24 protein-coding genes are annotated in these 18,484 nt (G+C 49.5%); 1 reads left to right on the top strand and 23 read right to left on the bottom strand.

The annotated features are described in order from the left end of the window. The 10 genes from AC58QG_RS34870 to AC58QG_RS34825 form a co-directional block, all read right to left on the bottom strand. The coding region (locus tag AC58QG_RS34870; RefSeq protein ID WP_497366604.1) for a chitobiase/beta-hexosaminidase C-terminal domain-containing protein at positions 1–1,195 on the bottom strand (1,195 nt) is incomplete at its 3' end. Positions 1,196–1,208: 13 nt separating this feature from the next. Further along, on the bottom strand, positions 1,209–1,532 hold the full coding sequence (locus tag AC58QG_RS34865) for a BppU family phage baseplate upper protein (RefSeq protein ID WP_497366603.1): 324 nt from the start codon (positions 1,530–1,532) through the stop codon (positions 1,209–1,211). Beyond that, positions 1,532–1,684, bottom strand: coding sequence for a hypothetical protein (locus AC58QG_RS34860; RefSeq protein WP_497366602.1), 153 nt, complete (start codon positions 1,682–1,684; stop codon positions 1,532–1,534). The genes AC58QG_RS34865 and AC58QG_RS34860 overlap by 1 nt, the downstream gene beginning before the upstream one ends. Further along, complete coding sequence (locus AC58QG_RS34855; protein WP_497366601.1) at positions 1,677–2,522, bottom strand: phage minor capsid protein; 846 nt, start codon at positions 2,520–2,522, stop codon at positions 1,677–1,679. Before AC58QG_RS34855 ends, AC58QG_RS34860 begins: the two co-directional genes overlap by 8 nt. A 78-nt stretch (positions 2,523–2,600) precedes the next feature. Then, positions 2,601–4,130: a phage portal protein gene (locus tag AC58QG_RS34850; protein ID WP_497366600.1), complete on the bottom strand. Its 1,530-nt coding sequence runs from the start codon at positions 4,128–4,130 to the stop codon at positions 2,601–2,603. Between the two features lie 18 nt (positions 4,131–4,148). After that, entirely contained in the window at positions 4,149–6,044 is a 1,896-nt protein-coding gene (terL, locus tag AC58QG_RS34845) for a phage terminase large subunit (protein WP_497366599.1), read from the bottom strand. Between the two features lie 371 nt (positions 6,045–6,415). Next, positions 6,416–6,820 carry a phBC6A51 family helix-turn-helix protein gene (locus tag AC58QG_RS34840; protein ID WP_497366598.1) on the bottom strand — a complete coding sequence of 135 codons (405 nt, stop codon included), beginning with the start codon at positions 6,818–6,820 and terminating at the stop codon, positions 6,416–6,418. Between the two features lie 303 nt (positions 6,821–7,123). Continuing rightward, positions 7,124–7,963 (bottom strand): Lrp/AsnC family transcriptional regulator, encoded by an 840-nt coding sequence (locus tag AC58QG_RS34835; RefSeq protein WP_497366597.1) that lies wholly within the window; start codon positions 7,961–7,963, stop codon positions 7,124–7,126. Between the two features lie 120 nt (positions 7,964–8,083). Then, positions 8,084–8,611, bottom strand: coding sequence for a hypothetical protein (locus AC58QG_RS34830; protein ID WP_497366596.1), 528 nt, complete (start codon positions 8,609–8,611; stop codon positions 8,084–8,086). Further along, positions 8,598–8,828 (bottom strand): sigma factor-like helix-turn-helix DNA-binding protein, encoded by a 231-nt coding sequence (locus AC58QG_RS34825; RefSeq protein ID WP_497366606.1) that lies wholly within the window; start codon positions 8,826–8,828, stop codon positions 8,598–8,600. Before AC58QG_RS34825 ends, AC58QG_RS34830 begins: the two co-directional genes overlap by 14 nt. A 261-nt stretch (positions 8,829–9,089) precedes the next feature. On the opposite strand from AC58QG_RS34825, the gene AC58QG_RS34820 reads away from it, so the two are divergent. Beyond that, positions 9,090–9,476 (top strand): hypothetical protein, encoded by a 387-nt coding sequence (locus AC58QG_RS34820; protein ID WP_497366595.1) that lies wholly within the window; start codon positions 9,090–9,092, stop codon positions 9,474–9,476. A gap of 31 nt (positions 9,477–9,507) precedes the next feature. On the opposite strand, the gene AC58QG_RS34815 is transcribed toward AC58QG_RS34820, so the two are convergent. The 13 genes from AC58QG_RS34815 to AC58QG_RS34755 all read right to left on the bottom strand — a co-directional run bounded on the left by AC58QG_RS34815 (position 9,508) and on the right by AC58QG_RS34755 (position 18,470). After that, the gene (locus AC58QG_RS34815; RefSeq protein WP_497366594.1) at positions 9,508–9,690 is read right to left on the bottom strand and encodes a hypothetical protein; all 183 of its coding nucleotides are present in this window, start codon (positions 9,688–9,690) and stop codon (positions 9,508–9,510) included. Beyond that, complete coding sequence (locus AC58QG_RS34810; RefSeq protein ID WP_497366593.1) at positions 9,683–9,982, bottom strand: nucleotide modification associated domain-containing protein; 300 nt, start codon at positions 9,980–9,982, stop codon at positions 9,683–9,685. Before AC58QG_RS34810 ends, AC58QG_RS34815 begins: the two co-directional genes overlap by 8 nt. Further along, entirely contained in the window at positions 9,982–10,911 is a 930-nt protein-coding gene (locus AC58QG_RS34805; protein ID WP_497366592.1) for a hypothetical protein, read from the bottom strand. Before AC58QG_RS34805 ends, AC58QG_RS34810 begins: the two co-directional genes overlap by 1 nt. Positions 10,912–10,937: 26 nt before the next feature. Beyond that, on the bottom strand, positions 10,938–11,765 hold the full coding sequence (locus AC58QG_RS34800; protein WP_497366591.1) for a thymidylate synthase: 828 nt from the start codon (positions 11,763–11,765) through the stop codon (positions 10,938–10,940). A gap of 128 nt (positions 11,766–11,893) precedes the next feature. Further along, entirely contained in the window at positions 11,894–12,250 is a 357-nt protein-coding gene (locus tag AC58QG_RS34795; RefSeq protein WP_497366590.1) for a dUTPase, read from the bottom strand. A 29-nt stretch (positions 12,251–12,279) separates the two neighbouring features. Beyond that, positions 12,280–12,933: a PhoH family protein gene (locus tag AC58QG_RS34790; RefSeq protein WP_497366589.1), complete on the bottom strand. Its 654-nt coding sequence runs from the start codon at positions 12,931–12,933 to the stop codon at positions 12,280–12,282. Positions 12,934–12,954: 21 nt separating this feature from the next. Continuing rightward, a complete protein-coding gene (locus AC58QG_RS34785; protein ID WP_497366588.1) occupies positions 12,955–13,263 on the bottom strand; it encodes a hypothetical protein in 309 nt (102 codons plus the stop codon). Between the two features lie 62 nt (positions 13,264–13,325). After that, on the bottom strand, positions 13,326–14,291 hold the full coding sequence (nrdF, locus tag AC58QG_RS34780; RefSeq protein ID WP_497366587.1) for a class 1b ribonucleoside-diphosphate reductase subunit beta: 966 nt from the start codon (positions 14,289–14,291) through the stop codon (positions 13,326–13,328). A 15-nt stretch (positions 14,292–14,306) separates the two neighbouring features. Continuing rightward, positions 14,307–16,367 (bottom strand): class 1b ribonucleoside-diphosphate reductase subunit alpha, encoded by a 2,061-nt coding sequence (gene nrdE / locus AC58QG_RS34775; RefSeq protein ID WP_497366605.1) that lies wholly within the window; start codon positions 16,365–16,367, stop codon positions 14,307–14,309. Positions 16,368–16,383: 16 nt separating this feature from the next. After that, complete coding sequence (gene nrdI / locus AC58QG_RS34770) at positions 16,384–16,749, bottom strand: class Ib ribonucleoside-diphosphate reductase assembly flavoprotein NrdI (RefSeq protein WP_497366586.1); 366 nt, start codon at positions 16,747–16,749, stop codon at positions 16,384–16,386. After that, positions 16,743–17,276: a crossover junction endodeoxyribonuclease RuvC gene (locus tag AC58QG_RS34765; RefSeq protein ID WP_497366585.1), complete on the bottom strand. Its 534-nt coding sequence runs from the start codon at positions 17,274–17,276 to the stop codon at positions 16,743–16,745. The genes nrdI and AC58QG_RS34765 overlap by 7 nt, the downstream gene beginning before the upstream one ends. Beyond that, positions 17,263–17,520, bottom strand: a complete 258-nt coding sequence (locus tag AC58QG_RS34760; protein ID WP_497366584.1) for a hypothetical protein — start codon at positions 17,518–17,520, stop codon at positions 17,263–17,265. The genes AC58QG_RS34765 and AC58QG_RS34760 overlap by 14 nt, the downstream gene beginning before the upstream one ends. Then, a complete protein-coding gene (locus tag AC58QG_RS34755; RefSeq protein WP_497366583.1) occupies positions 17,517–18,470 on the bottom strand; it encodes a hypothetical protein in 954 nt (317 codons plus the stop codon). Before AC58QG_RS34755 ends, AC58QG_RS34760 begins: the two co-directional genes overlap by 4 nt. Between the last annotated feature and the right edge of the window lie 14 nt (positions 18,471–18,484).

The raw sequence follows: 18,484 nt of genomic DNA, 5'->3' as shown, positions 1-18,484 counted from the left end.
AGTTAATCGTATACGTCGCAGTCTGAACTGCTGACGAATTGCCCGCAGTATCTCTACCGAAGTATTTTAGCGTTGTCGTTGCGCTAATTGCGATCGTTGACGAGTATTGCGTGCTACTCGTCGTAGGTGTCGAACCATCCAGCGTATAGTAAATCGTAGCCGTTTCGTTAGCGCTTAACGTAACAGATTGCGCGCTCGTAAACGTTCCTGCTGTGGGACTTACCGTTACTGTTGGAGCCGTCGTATCCGCTGCGGCAATAGTTGTCACGCCGACCTGTGCGCCAGTTGCTTCGTTATTAGCTGTATCGCGAGCTTTAACCGTGAAAGTATACGCCGTGCTTGCCGTTAGTCCTGTAACGTTGTATGTCAAACCAGTTACCGTAGTTATCAACGTAGAACCGTTATATATGTTGTAATCTTTGATATCGGACGAAACCGATGCGGTCCAACTTAAAGTCACGCCAGTCGCTGTGGGATTACTCGAGCCTAATCCGGTTACGTTCGCAGGCGGTGTTACATCCGCGGGCTGAGCCGATGTCGTAGCGGTTACGGACGATCCTGACGCCATGTTATTTGCTGCATCCTTCGCTTTAACGGTGAATGTATATTGCGTAGATTGCGTTAGACCAGTTACGTTATAGTTCGTTCCCGTCACGCTGCCGAGCAAAGTAGCGCCGCGATAAACGTCATAGCCTACGCAATCATTCGATGCTGATGCCGTCCATGTTAGCGTAAGACTATTTTGCGTGGTGTTCGAAACTGCGAGGTTAGTTACGTTGTCTGGCGCTGTTGTATCTGTCGGAGTACCAGGTTGAACGGATACAACGCCGCCGACTACTACTTTACCGTAGGCTCTATACGCAACCGAGCTCGTAATTGATACTGTTGTAAATGCCGAAAACTCTTCCTCGAATACTTCGCCGGCCTTTACCGTATATGTATCTCCACCGATCGTAAACATAAGGTCGGCGTTTCCATCGTTACTAATGACGAATCCGTTCATCTCACTCGCGAATTCCTTCGTCAAGTTAGTTGATCCGCTAAATGGCTCTTTCGCTAATTTAATCGATGACTGCATGCGGTAAGATCCTGCGGATCCCTTTACGACTTCCCAATCTCCGAGCTCATCGTTCCAATACTGTGGAACTGGATAAGCGCCCGCTTTTTTTAATGGTTTGCTACTATCAAACGTCACAGTTTCGCCTCCCTTACGTTAAGTCAGCTTCGATATTTATCGCGATATAGCCCGCGTTCGGGAATGTTTCTATGCTATCGTCCGGATATGTAACCTCGAATTCCGCCTTCATTGCGCCAGTTTGCGTTAATTCTTCTCTAGTAAAAACGAAAGCTACCTTACCGTTAACCGCATCGATCATGTCTGCGTCGCGATTCACAAGTATTGTTCCATATTTAACCATGAAAAACTTAACGCTCGCTCCGGTTAAGTCAACAGGTGTTCCACTAGGATTTTTTAACGTTGCCTTAATCGCGGTTCGCGTATCGTGCCTTTTTATATTTAGTGGCGCTGCCATTAGCCCACCTCTTTTCGTTCAAATACGAGTTGGACTGGAGCGATATAACCGTAGATGGTTTCGAATTTTACTAGCGATATAGAAACGCTGTTTTTCGTTGGTTCGACGATAATTACGTTCTCTATCGGATCAATTACGATACTCTTATCCACGGTTTTTCACCCTTTCCGGATCTCTAATCGGATTTACTACGTGCTTACAATTCGGATGAAATATCGCACCAGACGCACGTAAATCGCCAACGTACGGATAATCTCCGTCAGCTTCAGGTGTCAGCTTAACGACTTTCCCTTCGTAATCAGCGCAGCCATCCGTCGCGCCATGTCTTGAGATAACGCCAAATAACGCACCACGCGCGATAGCTTCGTTAGCTGTCGCTTCCATGTGCGTTGTCATCATCTTCGTTCGCGTAACTACTTCTGCGTAGACTTCCGGCCTCCACCGTCTACCTCGTGCGTCTATAATTCCGGTATTTACCGCGTCGCCTAACGTTCTTCGCATTCCGTCCAGTATGTCGCGCCTAATCGTTCGCCGCCCGTTAATTCCCGCCGCCATATTAGCGCGCATAGAATCAGCGGTTACTTTACGGACTGCTGCACGAACCCTACGATCAACGTTTTGTGTAACCGCTAATAGATCCGCTTGCGTATCCGCTATAACTGAAGCGACCATATTCGAATTGATGCGGTTAAACTTCGCGATCTTCTCCGCCTCGGTAACCGTATCGACGACGCTAAGCGAGAGGATTGCGCGAACAACACCATCGCGTGCTGCTTGCGGAATGTTATCCTCGGCCCACTTCGCAGATTCAGCGTTTAATGACGTAAGAATACGTGAAACTTCCGCCAATGCTGCCGCACTATTCGCACGCGAAATATCCGATACATCCAGGCGCTGTAATTCCGCAAGTATGTCGGAGACTGCTGCTTTATATGCGTTAGAAAGTCGGTTAATTGCGTAATCATAATGCGGATCAGGTACGGTAGGCATTACGTAACCTCTTTACGTCTTCCTTCATGCAAAACACCGCGCACATTCCAACGATTACTGCCGCTATCAAGGCTTTCCTCATTGCGCCGCACCTCCAGAACCGCTATTAAATACAGTGCTTTCAACGAAGGCAGCCGCTTTCTCATCTTCGGCTATCCGCGCTTCAATTTTCGAAGCCTTCTCGTCATCTACGCCGTCAATTCGCTTGATAGCGGACTTAACGTCGATCGTAGACTTACCACCTGTGCGGATCTGGTACACTTCGGCTTCCGCTTTCTCATCGCGAGGAATACCATCTTTCCACGTAATCTTCGGATATACAGGCTCATACGGGGTGAAGCCAGCGATACCTTCATTAGCGAAGTTTTCGAGTTCCATCGCTGTCCATAACGCGTCTCGTATAGCGCGATCAACGTGCACACGAATTCTTTTTACCTTGGAAAGAATCGGCATGAAGCGCGCTTTAATTGCTGCGCCGTCCGTGTGGGACGTGCCGCTTCCGCCTTTATCCTCCGCGAGTGTAGTACCGAACAGCCATTGCGGAGTTTCCGACATTTGATATACGAGACCGAGCAGAATGTCGAGCTCTTTAAACGCGGCGTCAAGTTGACCATTCCAAATCATATAACCTGGAGTTGCGTCTTCCTTGCCGACCGGTATGTATTTACCGCCAGTACGTACACTTCCGTCTGCTTCGCGATCCAATTCGGGACCGTATGCCGTCGGGTCACTGTGCTTCCACAGGATATAGTCGATTTGCACGAGACGGTCGTTAATCGCTGCCAACGTACTCTCTAATTTTTCAATTCCACCGATGCCCGCCCAAGCGTCATCAACCGTTTTGTACGGAACGTGATGAACGAGTAACCGCGGAATTCCAGTCTCGATAACGTCAATATCTCGTCCGGTTGAAACCTTCTCGCCGATTGTATACGTTGAAATAGGTACGCCATACTGCGTAACAACTTCGGATTTATGTAGCCGGTAGAGCTCATATACGATATAGCCAGGAACATGGCGCTCAACGTTTAGGAACGGAATCTCTTCGTCACGCGTTTCGACCCATTCGACCCACGCGATATTAATCGCTTTGAACCGCTTACGACTTCCGCGTGATAACTCCGGAAATACTGTTGACGCGTCCACTGCTTCGATAATCGGTTCCGGTAATGTGGTCGGCGCGGTTAATCCGAGCTTTTCCGTTTCGCTAACGTCCTGCCGATCGGCATAATACGTTTTAAGCCATGAATCTCCGCGAATCCCACTGCCGATAACGATCTCGTGACCGAGTAAATTAAGATCGTTTTCCTCAACGATTCGATTAAGCGCTTTTTGCTCGAGTGTATCGTCAGGATTACCACTCTCGTATGTCGGTGGCTCACCGTACATTAAATCCGCCGGCTTCGTAATCAACGCGTCCATAATATTGACCGCGATATAAAGCTTCTCTAATTGCGCCGCGAATGGCGTATCTTTTAGTAGCTCCGAGGCGCGCTCGTAAATTAACGCTTGATTACCGTCGAAAATAGCTCGGCCGCGTGCGTATTTAGCTAGACGTTCGATGTCTCCTTGAGGCGGATACTGCGCGCCTGATACGAATAATGCCAATTGCGTTCCTCCTCTCCGTTACAACCACGTAGGTTTATCAATAATGCGTTTCCGACCGCTCTTTGACGCGCTTACTGCCATTTCCATCGCATCCACGACGTCATCATGCGTATTTGATCCGTATAGTTCAAATTGCTCGAGCAGCAACGAGTGCTTACGCGAGAATCGTATTGTTCCGTTTTCAATATCCGGCGCCATCGCTTCAATCCGCAGTTCCTTACGTGCGCGCTGAAATATCTCTTTAACGCGACTATTCGCAGGGTAACCGGCTGCCCTTAACGCTTCCTTCAGCTTGTGAACGAAGAATTCTTGCGCTGCCTGCGCTTCGGCCGCGATTCCTGCCGGCTGATAGCGAATTACTTTATCAACGATAACGCGAAGAAATACGTCAGGATGAACACGCTCGCCCCACGCATCGATAACGAAAATAGCGCCAGTTGCACGGCTCTTTGCTACCGTAACAATGGCGCTATAGTCACCGCGCGTCTTCCCCATCGCAAAGTCAACGCCCATGTAGACGTCAAATTCGTTCGCGGGAAATTCGTCACGCGTTCCATCCCAATATGTAAACTTATCCGGATTGAATATCATGTTCTCTTCGTCAACCGGATTATTCATATACTCCGTATTGAACGCTTTGCTTCCGTTATCCCATTTCCAGCGGAACAACTTCCATAGCGGCTGCACATCCGGCCATAAGACCGTCGATCCGCGATCCATTTCCGTTTGATTCAAGTAATACAGCGCTTCTGCGTCGGCCGCGCGATTCAAGTTATCGCGATCGATATATACGAGGCGGCACGCTTCCCATAAGTCCATGCGCTCAGGCCATTCGATGATGGCGCGAAATAATTTCGTTTTAAAGTCCGACCGCTTCTCCATAACGTAACGTAATAGTGAATCGTGATGGACCATCGTCCCCATATATACGAAGGCCGTCCGCTTACCGGCGGGATCACCGAGCGGAATTACGACCTGCGTGAACCAATCGCGCATTTCAGTCCGCAAGAGGTCCGTATTCGTGTTCTTTTTACCTTCAAGGTCATCGCATACAATGAGATCCGGCCGTGCCCCGTTCCAGTTACGTCCACGGAGCGCCTGGCCCGTTGATGCGGCCTCTACGCGGCATAATAAGCGTTGCGAGCCGTCCTTACGTGGTTCCCACGCGATAAATTCGGACGAGTTATCCTTCGGATTCTCCTGTTGCTTAACGGAAAGTAGCGGCCCGAAGTCAGCGCGAAGCTTTTCGTTGGATTTTAACTGTAACGAAAGCCACTCCATGTTACCCGTTGATACTTGCGGCGTTTCTGATATGATAATTACGTACTTACGTTTACGAAAAACGAGCTCGTGTATCGGAAATGCCTTCGATAAGAACGATGACTTAGCGTGTGAACGCGGTGCAGCTACGGCGACCTTAGCGTTAATCTCATCCGTAGAGACAACGTTCATGATATCGCATATTTCCGCGTGGAATGGCGGCGCGTCATCGATCGCGACCGGTATCCAGTTACCGCTATTATCCGGATTGTACGTTTCACCGAAATATTCGTACGCGAAGTAGAGTAAATCGATCTCAGCGCGGTTAATTCTTGATAAGCGAGTGTGTTCCGCTACTTTAGCGTCTAATTCCGCTTTAATTTCGTCGGGCAGCCGTATATATTCAGCGTCAGTTAAGGCGGCAAATTCGCCTATGATCGCTGCGAGATCGTCGATAAGCGATTTACGTTCGACACCGTTGATCCAGCGATTATTTAGCCAGGCGATAGATGCCGCCCTCCCTTCCGTAAGTTCAAACGTTAATTTTGATACGCGGATTTTCTCCGCACCTGATTTGAGGTATACGAGGACCCGCCTTGGGGGGTCGACGCTTCCACCGTTCCGATCGAACGAGCAGCACTTAATCGTATGCATCGTTTATGCATTTCTGCCCGTAGACATATGTATAAAATACAGAATTTTGTACAGTAGTCTGAGACCGCGCCACATCTACGATTTCCCGTAATAACGGGCTAAACGCGCCTTTAGTTGCGCTCACATATTATGCATTTCCTATACATTCGTATAAATATACGCGTATATCTGTATAAACGATACGATTTGTATACTTGGCATAGCGCCAGTAGCTACGTTCATACATCGAATATGCATCACGTAATCCTTAAAAATTCCGAAGAGGCTGCGCTCCAGGCGCCCGTGCCCGATAATATTACGCAATCCACACGGATTCACATGCGCACGCAAACGTGTTCCTTCATTATATAGCGCGATAAAATACGCTATTGTTAATTCACTACGTTATCCGCCTCGCCACCACTACGCTGCCTGAACGCATCTAACTTCGCCCTTAACGCATTCGTATCGGTAACATCCGTTGTCTTCGTCTCCACTTCGACCTTATCCGTAAGCAGCCCGTTTATCTGCAACGCTAACTTCGCCATAGCCGCGTTCCCATCCCGTATAGCAATCTCGGAAAGCGACGCGATTAACTCCGGTAATTTATCCTGACTATTACGCACCATCTGCGTCTTCAACTCGCGCTCAAATGTCGCATCCTTACGCCAGTTAGCGAGTGTATTCGGATGGATGGCGCAAATCTCCGCGATCTCTTCGAATGTCTTGCCGCCTTTCTTTGGCTGCGCTAGCCACGAGATGGCGACGATCTGCTCCGTGCTTAATGTTTTCGCCATGCCGGCGTTCACCTCCGTTATAAAAGATAATGGCGGGAAAAGCGCCCGCCTCGCTTCGTCACTACGTTCCTAGCGAATTGTGAATATTGTGAATCTCTTCATAACGTAATACCGTACTAGCCCTTAAAATATAAGCTAATCCGGAATTTCATTTCGATCCTGATCGCGTTGTGAATGTCGTAATACTAAGAATAAATTTAGCTATCAAAACGCCGACTTACTTAGTGCCACGCGGGATTTCAGCGTTTTTATGTGTCCAAATAAGCGCAACTTTTCGGGCGATTTGTCCAAATAAGCGCAACTCTAACGGGAGACCCTTCGATACTTCACGTTAAACATCGCCTGGACAGTACCGTCAACTGGTCGCGAGCTGCGTTTAAAAACGAGCGGATTGAACATATATTTCGCGTGGCCCCCGACTGATATCCGCGCGATCACGTACTCTTCTCCGACGACAAGCCGTTTAATTCTACGCGAGAGCTCCGTTTCACTAACTCCGATCGCATCCGCTAGTTCCTTACCGTTAAGCCAATCGACATTGTGCGGATCCCTTTCGGTAGGGTTCGAGCAGAGAGCATTAAACTCGTAATTGACGAACGGCAGCATGCGGTAAATGAGTCCGATATCAACTGCCTGCTTTGCACTGGCGTATGTCTGCTTAATCTTTGCGGTATATGTCCGTATAACACTCGTATCACGCGCGGTTCCTCGGAAATGATAGCGTGGATTAACGGAGAAGCGACCATCCTCTTCTGTAATAATATAGCGCTCCTGTGCCGCCGCAAGGAACGCGTAGAATGTAGATCGTTTACGCTCAAGCTTAAGAGCTCGCATCATATCCGCAGTTGTCATAGGCGATTTATCTGCGTTAATCAGCGTGTTCGAGTCGTAACCTACGTAACATTGGATGACAGCGAGAAAGCCGCATTGCGCCGTTGAAAGTGCGCCAATCACCTCGCCAATCGCCTCCATAGCGGCAAATGTAAAATCAACGCTGCGCCCTCCTGATGGATTGCGTAGACTCTCGAAATACTTGCGATTTGCCTCGCGTTGATCTTGCGATTGAATACTGTAGCCTGCACCGTCCGGTACAAACGTACCTACTTCGCCCGTTTCTGGATTAACTCCGCGTTCTAACGTCATTTTATCGATCTCCTTTTCGGTATTTGGAACAACGCAAAAAAGACGCGCAGCCTATAACGGCCAAACGTCGTCTTTCTACAACATACGGGTTCATAGTGTAATACCGTACTAACCCGCAAATTATACGGATAAGGACTCGCGCCATCGCTGCCCAATTCCGATTTTTTGCACAAACTCTGGCGTTAATTCTCCGCCAGTCTCAAATAAATTGTATGGAACGACTTCACCTGATGCCGTATCCTTACGATACTGAATAGCGCGAGCTTTATTATGTGATTTTGCGCGCGCATCAACAAATTCATTTTCGTAGCCATTGCGTCTTCGGCGTTTAGGTACCGTATAGTTACGACCATCCGTACCGTAGTCCTCTGCCACTTTCGATCCAACTTCGCTGTTATGCCGCCTAGCAAACTGCCGCTCACTTAAGAACGGGTACTCGCTACGCTGAGCTTTACACAGGTCCGGGTCCTTTAATTCTTCGCGCAGTATATAATCAGTAAGACGCCCTAATTGCGTAGCATCCATATCTTCGCGATCATACCCATCTGTCAGCGCCTTAATTGCCGTGATTCGCTCTTCTCTATCCTCTATATTACGTTCAATTAATGCAGTTACTTCGATTGCGAACGTTAGTTTATTCTTCGTCATGAAACGTCAACTCCTCTGCTGTAATTTCTACCGTAACCTCGCCGTAATCCCACCGCTGAAAGATTGTCGATATCCGTTCAGTTGCCGCGTCAAGTGATTGTACGACCGCCGGTTGTGACACGCCCATAATGCGCGCTGCTTCCGTCTGCGTTAGATCACGTCCATAAACCCACGCAATAGACTCCGCTTGGCGATCCGTTAAGCCAGCGCTTTCTATGGCGCTATGAAGATCGATGATGATGTCGGAGGCAGCCGTATCGCCGCGAAAACGGCGCTCAGAAATTCGGTGGCGATCGCGTAATAAGGCGGCGACTCCTTTGGCGGTGTTGAGTGCGTAGGATTGGGTATATTTCCGCGTTTTAGCTTCGAGATCAATCGATCCAGTTCCGATAATAATCCGCCCCTTTTTACGTTGAATTTACGTTAAATTGCGTTTATAATAACGTTATATAACTCGTACAATCGGAGGTAATCACGTATGTCAAAACTCGTAATCGACGTATGGGCGAATAATGGAGCCCACAGCGGAGCAGCGTTCCTCACGTCAGATAAATTCGGTCGCGTCCGCATGTCGGCGGGCCTAGTCGATCTACTATCGTGTAAGGGTTCCGCGATAAAGCTATTCGTTGGATTCGACGCAGCCAACAAACGGATCGCGCTCGGTAAGCCTGACGTCGTGAAGCCGTCAGACGCGAATCCGGTCAGCTTCGATCGCGGCCGCCATTATGCGAATATTAACGCGTTCATGAAGAAGCACCAACTACCGCTCGAAGCGATCAAGTACGTGTTTGACGGTAAGGCTGACGGATGGCTGCTATTTAAACGTGAGGATTACGTTGCGCCTGACGGAAGAGGGACGGAATAGTAAACGAAGTGAGGACGCGTAATTGCCTATGTTACGCGTCTTTTTCTACGTTATCCCACGGATCTCCGTACGTTTTCTCCGCGTTCCCTTCACGCTCAAGCGGCGTCCGCTCATCGTATTCCTCACCGTTCACAGCCGCAATCCTTCCGCGAAAGTAACCTGCGTGATAGCCGGCGCGGTAAGCGTCATATGCGGAAAGAGGTGCGCTACTCATCGGCCGCCTCCCGCTGTTTCTTCAATTCAACGAGAAGGAGCGTTCCATAACCGATTAAATCGAGCAAAGTATCGTCGATCGATTCGTCAACGTTTTGCTCCGCTCCGCCAACGAGGTTCTCTAGTCTCCGCATCTTATCGTCCATGCGGATGAGACCGGACATCACACCGTACTTAGCGAATTGCTTCGCGAAACTATCGCCGTAGTCGCGGTTCTTGCGGATGAGGATCGCTTTGACTTCGTCAGATTGCGTTGAAATACGTTGCTCTTGCGTAGTATAGGCGTTAGCCATTAGGCGGACACCTCCTCGCGGGAATCGTCGAGAATGCGCCCGATTTGATGCCGGCAAATCCAATCCGTAGGTCTTTCCGCATACCTAAACGAGTCAACGCTGGCAACTGCCGTAATGGTAAATGTTTTATCCGCGCTATAAAATGCGGGACTCACCTCACTACCGTTTACGATATCCCCAACGCGAACCTCTGTAGGTTGCGGCGCTTCATAATACTCGGTCGGCACCGTCAACCCTAGCGCACGTCGCAGCGCGATCGCCTTTCCGATGTGAGCGTTGAAGCAATCGTCGGGCGCGCAACGGGCTTTACCGCGAGCCCAAACTGCACCGTCAATGTAGCGGATTAATGCAACAACGATGCGTTTTTCGCGATTAATAACGAATTCTACTTTATCCGTTGAGGAAGTTCCGCATCCTTCCGGATAGAATGACTCCTTATACCCTTCGAGGTTAGGGACGTCCATAATACGTTTAGTTACGAGGAGCTCCGCTACGTCCTTCTTCGCCATCTCGACGATCTCATCGCGCGTTTTCGACGCGAACGATGGCTTTGCGGTCGTTACCGGACCTTCCGCAACCTTTACGTATTTCACTGCGCCTGCTCGCTCAAGCTCCGTAACTCTCAGTGTAAGGCTGGCGACGGTTTGCGTTAAGCCGTCGAGTTGAGCACGGAAGTCGTCTGCGGGTTTATCTTCTGCTACAACTGCTTCGAGCACGACGTACTCCGCATCGTCTGCATACGGCCAGCTGTCTGCTTTCGTATTAAATATGCCGCTGGAGTCACGATTAACGACCGTCCATACGTCTCCGTTATTGTAATCTCCGAAAGTACAGCTAGCGTCAACAATCTTAATCCGTTCCCCAACGTTAGCCTTCCGACTTACCTCGCGATACTTTACCCCGTCAATTACCGTAATTTGTTCTCTCATTCTTTTCATCCGCTCCCTTATCGTTTTTATACCGCTACTGGCGCTTTAATAGCCGGATGAGGCTCGTATCCCTCAAGCGTAAAGTCCTCGTATTTGAACGAATCGATATCAGTGACGTCTTGATTCAAGCGCATAGTCGGCAGTGGACGTTCTTCTCGCGATAATAACTCAGCTACTTGATCGAGATGATTCGTGTAGATGTGCGCATCACCGATCGTATGGACAAACTCGCCCAGCCCCAGTCCGGTTACTTGCGCAATCATCATCGTAAGGAGTGCGTATGATGCGATATTGAATGGAACGCCGAGGAATACGTCAGCCGACCGTTGGTACAGTTGGCACGATAGCTTACCGTTCGCTACGTAAAACTGAAACAGTAGGTGACACGGCGGCAGCGCCATTTGATCGACCTCACCTACGTTCCAGGCGGAGACAATGAGACGGCGGCTATCGGGATTAGACCGAATTTGCGCTATGACATCCGAGATTTGATCGAAACAATCCTCGGTATACCAAGCGTCATAACCCCGCTCACCGCCTCGCCCATGCGTCCAATCGCGCCATTGTTTACCGTAGACGGGACCGAGTTCGCCGTGTCCGTCAGCCCATTCGTCCCATATCGTTACGCCATTATCACGCAGATACTTAACGTTGGTGTCGCCGCGTAAGAACCACAGCAGCTCGTAGATGACGCTGCGTAAATGAACGCGCTTAGTCGTTAGTAGCGGAAATCCTTCTGCGAGATTGAAACGCATTTGATATCCGAAAGTGGATAACGTACCAGTCCCGGTGCGGTCCGACTTCTCAACGCCATTTGCGATGATGTGACGGCATAGATCGTGATATTGGCGCAACTATTTGCCCTCCTTTCGGCTTCTTAACGCATAGGCTCGCGCCCAGACTGCGTTCATATCGTGGACACAACACGCTACCATGAAAACGATAACTACAGTTGCTATCGGATGCTCCATCGCGAATTGAATCACGCGCTCACCTCCGCTTTATAGCCGTCTTTCTCGCTAGTTCCGTCCTGGCGAGCGTGATTCTCCGCGTTCTTTTTCACGTAGATCGAGTAAACGTCATCCGCCGTTAACCCTACTTTTAGCGACAAACTAATGAGGAAATGCCATAGATCGATTATCTCCCCATTTAACGCAGACTTCGAAACGTCCTTCGGATTCTTCCACCACTTCCAATTAACTTCGCGCCGGATCTCGTCAATCTCCGATTCCATCGCCAGAGTGATTCCGATTACCCATTCGTCGAGCGTCTTTTCGATGCTGCGTTCGGTGGTAATGCGGTCATCGAGCGTTTTTTGCATTGCGAATATTTGCGTCAACTTATCGTTCAATTACGTCACCCTTTCCGTTACCATTTCAATGTATCGGCGTGCTGCGCCAGCTTACCGCGGAAGTTTACCGTTAACTCGCATATTTTAGCGTAAGGCTGATCGCGATAGTGTTCGATGTACGGGAGGAAGCCGGACTTTTTTGCGTCAGGTAGATCACACTGACCGTCGTGCCCGATGATTACGACTTTGCACGAATCATGAATCCGCGTAAGAATCTTTTTCAACTCTCCGCGAGTAAAGTTCTGCGCTTCATCGATAATGATCGTTTTATCCTTCAGATTCATACCGCGAGCGAAGATATGACTCATCGGATACACCCACGCATGTCCGCGCTTCTGTGACTCCGCATTCTCCGGATCATATATCACCTTCGCAGGATCTTCGTTGATCTCGTAAAGAGCGTCGGTCAACGGAGTTATGTACGCAGATTCTTTCTCCTTCTGCGTTCCAGGACGAAATCCCATCCGGCCCTCTTCCACTGGTGAGAATACGTAGACCAGCGGCTTACCGATCATCTTCGCAACAGCGACAGCCAGCGTTGTCTTGCCAGTCCCTGATTTTGCATTGACCACGGTGAGCTGCCGATCGAACATTGAGTCAACGTAAACGCGCTGCTCATCCGTCAACTTACTTGCGAGTCCGAAGAGTAACGAATCTTTCGGTAACGGCATAACGTGCGCCTCCTTTTACGTCTATTTACGTAACTCTTCGATAACGACAATGCTTCCGCGTGTCTCTACGACTTTATACTTCTGAGCGTCGATAACGTAGCCGTTCGTGATGCGGACTTCGTGCTGAGTAACGCCTGGATCGGAGAAGGCACCGACCGCCATCAGAGTAAATAATATGGACAAGAAACCCGAGTATAACGCTGCCCACTCGCCATCCTTCGTTAGAAATACGGTAATTAAAATGAGTATTATCACGATAACAAGTAACACCACGCCCCAGCCGGTGTACCCTGCGCGTCCAACGTGTTCAATCGTATTCAGAATTTCCACTCGTCCACCTCCGTTAATTTGTCTTACACTTATTACGACGCCATCCGGATGATTTCCGTACACTACACGAAAATAAAATCGCTATCTATCATTGGCTCGATATTCAACGCCATCACATAACCGTCGCCTTTCTGCGAGAAGAAATCGTGCTGCTTCGTTCCAGTATTGAGCCCGTTCTCAACGATCGGACTAAACGGTTCAGCGTCGAACTCGGTTTCTAATCCGAGATTCATTAACGCTTTGTTCGCGTTATACCTTACGTAGCGCATCACGTCATCGGCGAGACCTAACTCCGCGTAAAGTTCAACCGTGTACTCCGCCTCATTCTCGTAAAGCACGCGTAAAAGTTCGCTTGTCTCTATCGCTGCCCTAACGCGTTCTTCTTCCGATAACTGTACGTAGACTTCTTGCGCTCGATAGCCGACGTAAACCCCGTGAATTGATTCGTCGATCAGTATTTTACGGATGACCTCGCCTGAAGCACGCATCTTACCTTGACCGGAGAGGTAGAGCGGGAAGTAGAATCCGCTATAAAACAGGAAGCTTTCGAGGAATACTGAAGCAACGCACGCCATGTAAATGTCGTAAATCGGAGCGTTCGGCCGCAAAAGCTTGCGATAATACTCCGAAATTTTCTCCGATTTGAATACGAGATTCCGCTGATTAGGCGCCCATTTCTCGAGTAAATAATCCGTATCTTCTGACGTCAGCAGCGTCGTGAAGATAGACGAGTACGACTTCGCGTGGATATGTTCCATCATCCCCATGAACGCAAGGACCGCTTTTTTACGGTAATCGTCCGTATGGAGCGCGATTAGCGGCATGCCTTCGGATGCTTGCTGCGTATCGAGGCCGGTTAAGCCCGCAAGAACCCATTTGAGTACCTTACGCTCAGGCTCGGGAAGCTCCGTCCAATCTTGGATATCATCGGATACCGGAAACTCAGTATCCGTCCAAAACTGCATAATGTTCTGATTCCAAAAGACGTTAACGTAATCCTCCGACTTATTCCAATTCACACACTGCATATGCGTCCTCCTTCGTTATATCGCGCAGCTGGTACACTCGCTGACGTCAATTTGATTCGTTCTTGTATAGTACAGCGATTTAAGCCCGCGATAATTGGCGTAAGCGTAAAGGCGACCGAGAGTGCGTGTGCTGACGTCGCTGTTGACGTAAAGAATCGTCGAGATTCCCTGGTCGATGTGCGGTTGAATCTCAGCAATTAGGTCGATTAACTTGAATTGGTCAACGTTATAAGCGGATTTATAGAACCACATTGTCTCGCGACTCAGGTAAGGCATCGGATAGAACGTCTCGGAGTTTGCGTACGTGCGTCGCTCGATAAGCTCCACAATAGGCATAACGGACGATGTCGCGTTCTGAATGTACGAAATTGACTGCGTTGGTGCGATCGCTAATCGGTATGCGTGGTAAAGTCCGTACTTAGCAACGTCCCCCTTAAGCATGTGCCAATCATGCACATCCGGAGGAACTATGCCGACACTCTCAAACAGTTCCACCACTTTATCGGTAAGCGGTGCGTAGTCGTTTGCCAGGTACATGTCGAAATAAGTACCGTCCGCGTACGTTGACTTTTCGAAGCCGTCGAACGTTACTCCTCGTTCCTTCGCGATAAGCATCGATTTCTCGATCGAGTAGAAGTTCATCGCCGCAAAGAACGCTCGCGCAAAATCCTTCGCCTCTTCCGATTCGTACGGAATCTTATTCTTCGCGAGATATCCGTTAAGGTTCATGACGCCGAGCCCGACCGAGTGGAGCTCCGCATTTGCTTTACGGACGCCTGGCGCGTTAGGAATACGAGAGATATCGGAGATAACCGTCAGCGCCTCCATTCCTTCGTGAACCGTTTCGCGGAGCTTGCCGGTATCCATTACGTTTGCGATATTCATGGACGCGAGGTTGCATGAGATATCGCGTAGAATTTTGCTTTCTTCGCCGAAGTCTGCGATCTCGGACGTTTCCTGCAGCTGGAAAATTTCCGTACATAAGTTTGACATCTTGATCATGCCGAGCGCCTTCAAAGCGTGCGCGCTGTTCGCGTTGTCTTTATTACACATGTACGGGTATCCGCTCTGCAGCTGAGTAACCGCAATACGCTCGAGCATCTTACGCGCGCTCATGATTTCTTTCTTCTTAATGTTTGGATTCGCGAGCAATTCGTCGTACATCGCATCCATATCCATGTCGTCGAGGTGCTTTCCATATTCTTTAAAAACGGAGTGGCCGCCGAATACGGCGAGAGGTTTGTTTTCTTCCGCCAGTTTGTAGAACTTGTTAGGCACGATAAGGCCGATCGATAGAGTCTTAATACGTGTCTTTTCATCCGCGTTAATCTTTTTACAATCGAGGAACTCAATTACGTCCCATCCGAAAATGTTGTAATAAGCTGCTCCGGATCCTTTACGCTGGCCCATTTGATCCGCATAAGAGAACGCGTCTTCCATTAATTTCATAACGGGCATGATGCCCTTGGCCGCGCCCTCCACGCCTTTAATCGCTTCGCCACGACCACGCAGCTTCGAGAGATTAACCGCTACGCCTCCGCCGATTTTGGAGAGCTGCATGCACGTTCCGAGCACGTAGTTTATCGAATTCAGCGAATCGTCCATTTCGAGCAAGAAGCACGATACCATTTCACCACGTCTCGCTCGACCTGCGTTAAGGAACGTAGGAGTAGCCGGCTGTAAACGCTGCTCCATCATGGATCGCGCAAGCCTCGCCGCTCGCCCATAGTCGCCTTGGCCGAGATAAAGCGCAACAATTGCGACGTGTTGCCCGTAATCTTCGAGGTATTGGCGCTTGTCGTTCGTTCTCAACGCGTAGTCAGAGTAGAACTTTGACGCGGCCATATACGAAGCAAACCGGAATTTATATTCGTTACAAAGAAAGTGAACGTCAATGATCTCGCTTTCCGCATATTGCGCGAATACGTCGTAATAGTACGTATTCTCTACGAGGTACTTGAGACGGTCGATCACGGAATCAAACCGCATCGACTTTGCCTTAACCTCTCGCATGAATGCACGGACGGCTTCCGCATCCTTTTCTAAGCGGTAGAAACCGTCTTCTCCGCGTTGCATAATCTCGTTGTTGAGCTCAATATGTTTCGGCAAGTAGCGCAACCTCCTCCGTAAATTTACGTACATCTTCGTCAGTTCCTGATAGCTCAAACTTGAGCAGCGCAGGAACGTTATATTTTTCGCTAATCTTATCGGCAGCTGCGCCGAAGTTGGCGCCCCAATTCCGATTTCCGGACGCAGCTACTCCGCGCAAGTACGAACTATTTCGGATGAGGTAACTCACGACTGGTGTCGGTATCTCTCCGTATCCAGTCGTAGGCGTTACGAGTACAAACGGTTCGACCGCTGGCCAACGTGTGGGTAACGATATCGCAGGTGTAATCCCCGTCTTCCGCACGAATCGGCGAACGTTGCCTGTTAGCGAATAATAGACGATCAGCATGCGTCAACCAGTCCCTCCGCAATCAAATACGCCAGGATAACCGCAGCCGCATCCGATTCATCATCGGTAGCGAACGCATAGTCCACTGGCAGTCCGCACAGTCTACGCACGGCCGTCGCAACCTCCGGCTTCTCCGCCTTACCGCTACCGGCTACGGCCTTCTTTACGGTCGTTGGCGCGATATTCGCAATGACCGATAGACCTACGCGACTCAATGCACGATCGACAGCGGACCACGCTCCGTGAATTTTATCGTTTTGCTCGTAGTTTCGTGCTGGCGGCCAGATTTCGCGAACTACAGCGGCCACTGGCGCACCCTTCCGCAAGTGATCGCGAAGCCAAACCAGCGCGAACGATTCGATTAATTCGTAGCGCAACGTCTGAGCGTCCGCTGATTCCGTTTTATAGTGGTTATGAGCGATTAGCGTAGGTTTTCGTGACTTAACGTCAATGATTGCGAATCCTGGCGATGTGATCGAGAGATCGAGGCCGACGTATCGAAGTGTTTCCGTTTTATTGGGAGGCAACTGGCGCAACCTCCTTAACAAACGTATACTCGGTATTCTGCGTCCAAATAACGAGCTCACCTTCGCCTACTAATGCATCAATAACCATCGACGTATGTACGACCGAGTCCTCATCGGCGTAAGCGTAAATCATCGAAGCACCCACTCGACAGCTTATGATATTTACGCGGTCTCCTTTGCGCCGAGCCTCGCGTTCATTAGGTGTACCGTCTTTGTGGCGGATCCCTTTGATAAAGTATGTCATGCAGGCACCTCCGCCCTAATCTGCGTAATCAACTCGTAAGCCTCAACCGGTCCGCGTTTCTTAAAGTCCGGTAGATTTGACGAAGCCAGGCGTTCGACATACCGCCCAATTTCCTCGTACTCTTCTTCCGTAAGAGACAGCGCACATGCACGTTTGAAGTTATTAAACGTGAATTTCTCAGGATCTAGTTTCGGTGCCTTGCCTATTGCCACCGATTCCAAAACGTCCGCAAAGTAATCGAGCACGCTATTCCGATCATCGTCGCTAATCGCAATACCGAACGCTTTTGTATCCGGATTCTTGGCGTAATCCGCAGCGTCCATTTCCCACGATTTCTTTGACGCGTTAACGTAAAGGATGATATAGTAATCGATCGGCTCGGCGTCTGTCCCGTACATTAACGAGTAACACACGCATTGCTTAACGTGATCCTCCTTCGGACCGTAACGCGTAGAGTAATCGGAGGTTTGGGCCGACGTTGTCTGTTTCGATTTAACTTCGAGGCCGACGCGGAGAAATTCGCCGTCTTCCGTTACATAGCGCATGATACCGTCACAGGTACCATATAGAGCGAATTTCTTTCCGTTATGCTCGATTACATGCGATTTCTTCGCAAAATCCTCGAACATCGGGCGACCGTCTTCCGTGCGTTCAAACGTGAATCTCGGCGCATCGCCGGTAGCCTTTTCGTAATGACGTTCCGCGAATAAGATATCGCGCTGGATGACGTCGCCGATCGCGGTCCCGATGCGGGTCCAACGTCCTTGGTGCGGTGGGCGTCCTACTTTATCGCGCTGAGCTCCGCGTTGCTTTTCGTACAGTTCACGCTTGTCCGAGTTGGCGCTCGAAGGCGAGAAATACGGCATATTGCGTGGTGGAAACAGTGGCTTATCCCGTAAGGCATTTGTATACCATTCGTGAATCTGCGCATCAAGCGGATTATCGTACACTTCATCCGCAGAAT

This window comes from Paenibacillus sp. J22P169 (genome assembly GCF_059691995.1).
This window is presented reverse-complemented; position numbering and strand designations above follow the sequence as displayed.

Bases quoted from the DNA above. Each gene is read 5' to 3' on its own strand.
- AC58QG_RS34820 (WP_497366595.1), top strand. From the start codon at position 9,090: ATGTCAAAACTCGTAATCGACGTATGGGCGAATAATGGAGCCCACAGC.
- AC58QG_RS34840 (WP_497366598.1), bottom strand. From the start codon at position 6,820: ATGGCGAAAACATTAAGCACGGAGCAGATCGTCGCCATCTCGTGGCTA.
- AC58QG_RS34855 (WP_497366601.1), bottom strand. From the start codon at position 2,522: ATGCCTACCGTACCTGATCCGCATTATGATTACGCAATTAACCGACTT.
- nrdI (WP_497366586.1), bottom strand. From the start codon at position 16,749: ATGCTGATCGTCTATTATTCGCTAACAGGCAACGTTCGCCGATTCGTG.
- AC58QG_RS34810 (WP_497366593.1), bottom strand. From the start codon at position 9,982: ATGGCTAACGCCTATACTACGCAAGAGCAACGTATTTCAACGCAATCT.
- AC58QG_RS34835 (WP_497366597.1), bottom strand. From the start codon at position 7,963: ATGACGTTAGAACGCGGAGTTAATCCAGAAACGGGCGAAGTAGGTACG.
- AC58QG_RS34760 (WP_497366584.1), bottom strand. From the start codon at position 17,520: ATGACATACTTTATCAAAGGGATCCGCCACAAAGACGGTACACCTAAT.
- AC58QG_RS34815 (WP_497366594.1), bottom strand. From the start codon at position 9,690: ATGAGTAGCGCACCTCTTTCCGCATATGACGCTTACCGCGCCGGCTAT.
- nrdF (WP_497366587.1), bottom strand. From the start codon at position 14,291: ATGCAGTGTGTGAATTGGAATAAGTCGGAGGATTACGTTAACGTCTTT.
- terL (WP_497366599.1), bottom strand. From the start codon at position 6,044: ATGCATACGATTAAGTGCTGCTCGTTCGATCGGAACGGTGGAAGCGTC.
- AC58QG_RS34805 (WP_497366592.1), bottom strand. From the start codon at position 10,911: ATGAGAGAACAAATTACGGTAATTGACGGGGTAAAGTATCGCGAGGTA.
- nrdE (WP_497366605.1), bottom strand. From the start codon at position 16,367: ATGCAACGCGGAGAAGACGGTTTCTACCGCTTAGAAAAGGATGCGGAA.
- AC58QG_RS34790 (WP_497366589.1), bottom strand. From the start codon at position 12,933: ATGCCGTTACCGAAAGATTCGTTACTCTTCGGACTCGCAAGTAAGTTG.
- AC58QG_RS34830 (WP_497366596.1), bottom strand. From the start codon at position 8,611: ATGACGAAGAATAAACTAACGTTCGCAATCGAAGTAACTGCATTAATT.
- AC58QG_RS34865 (WP_497366603.1), bottom strand. From the start codon at position 1,532: ATGGCAGCGCCACTAAATATAAAAAGGCACGATACGCGAACCGCGATT.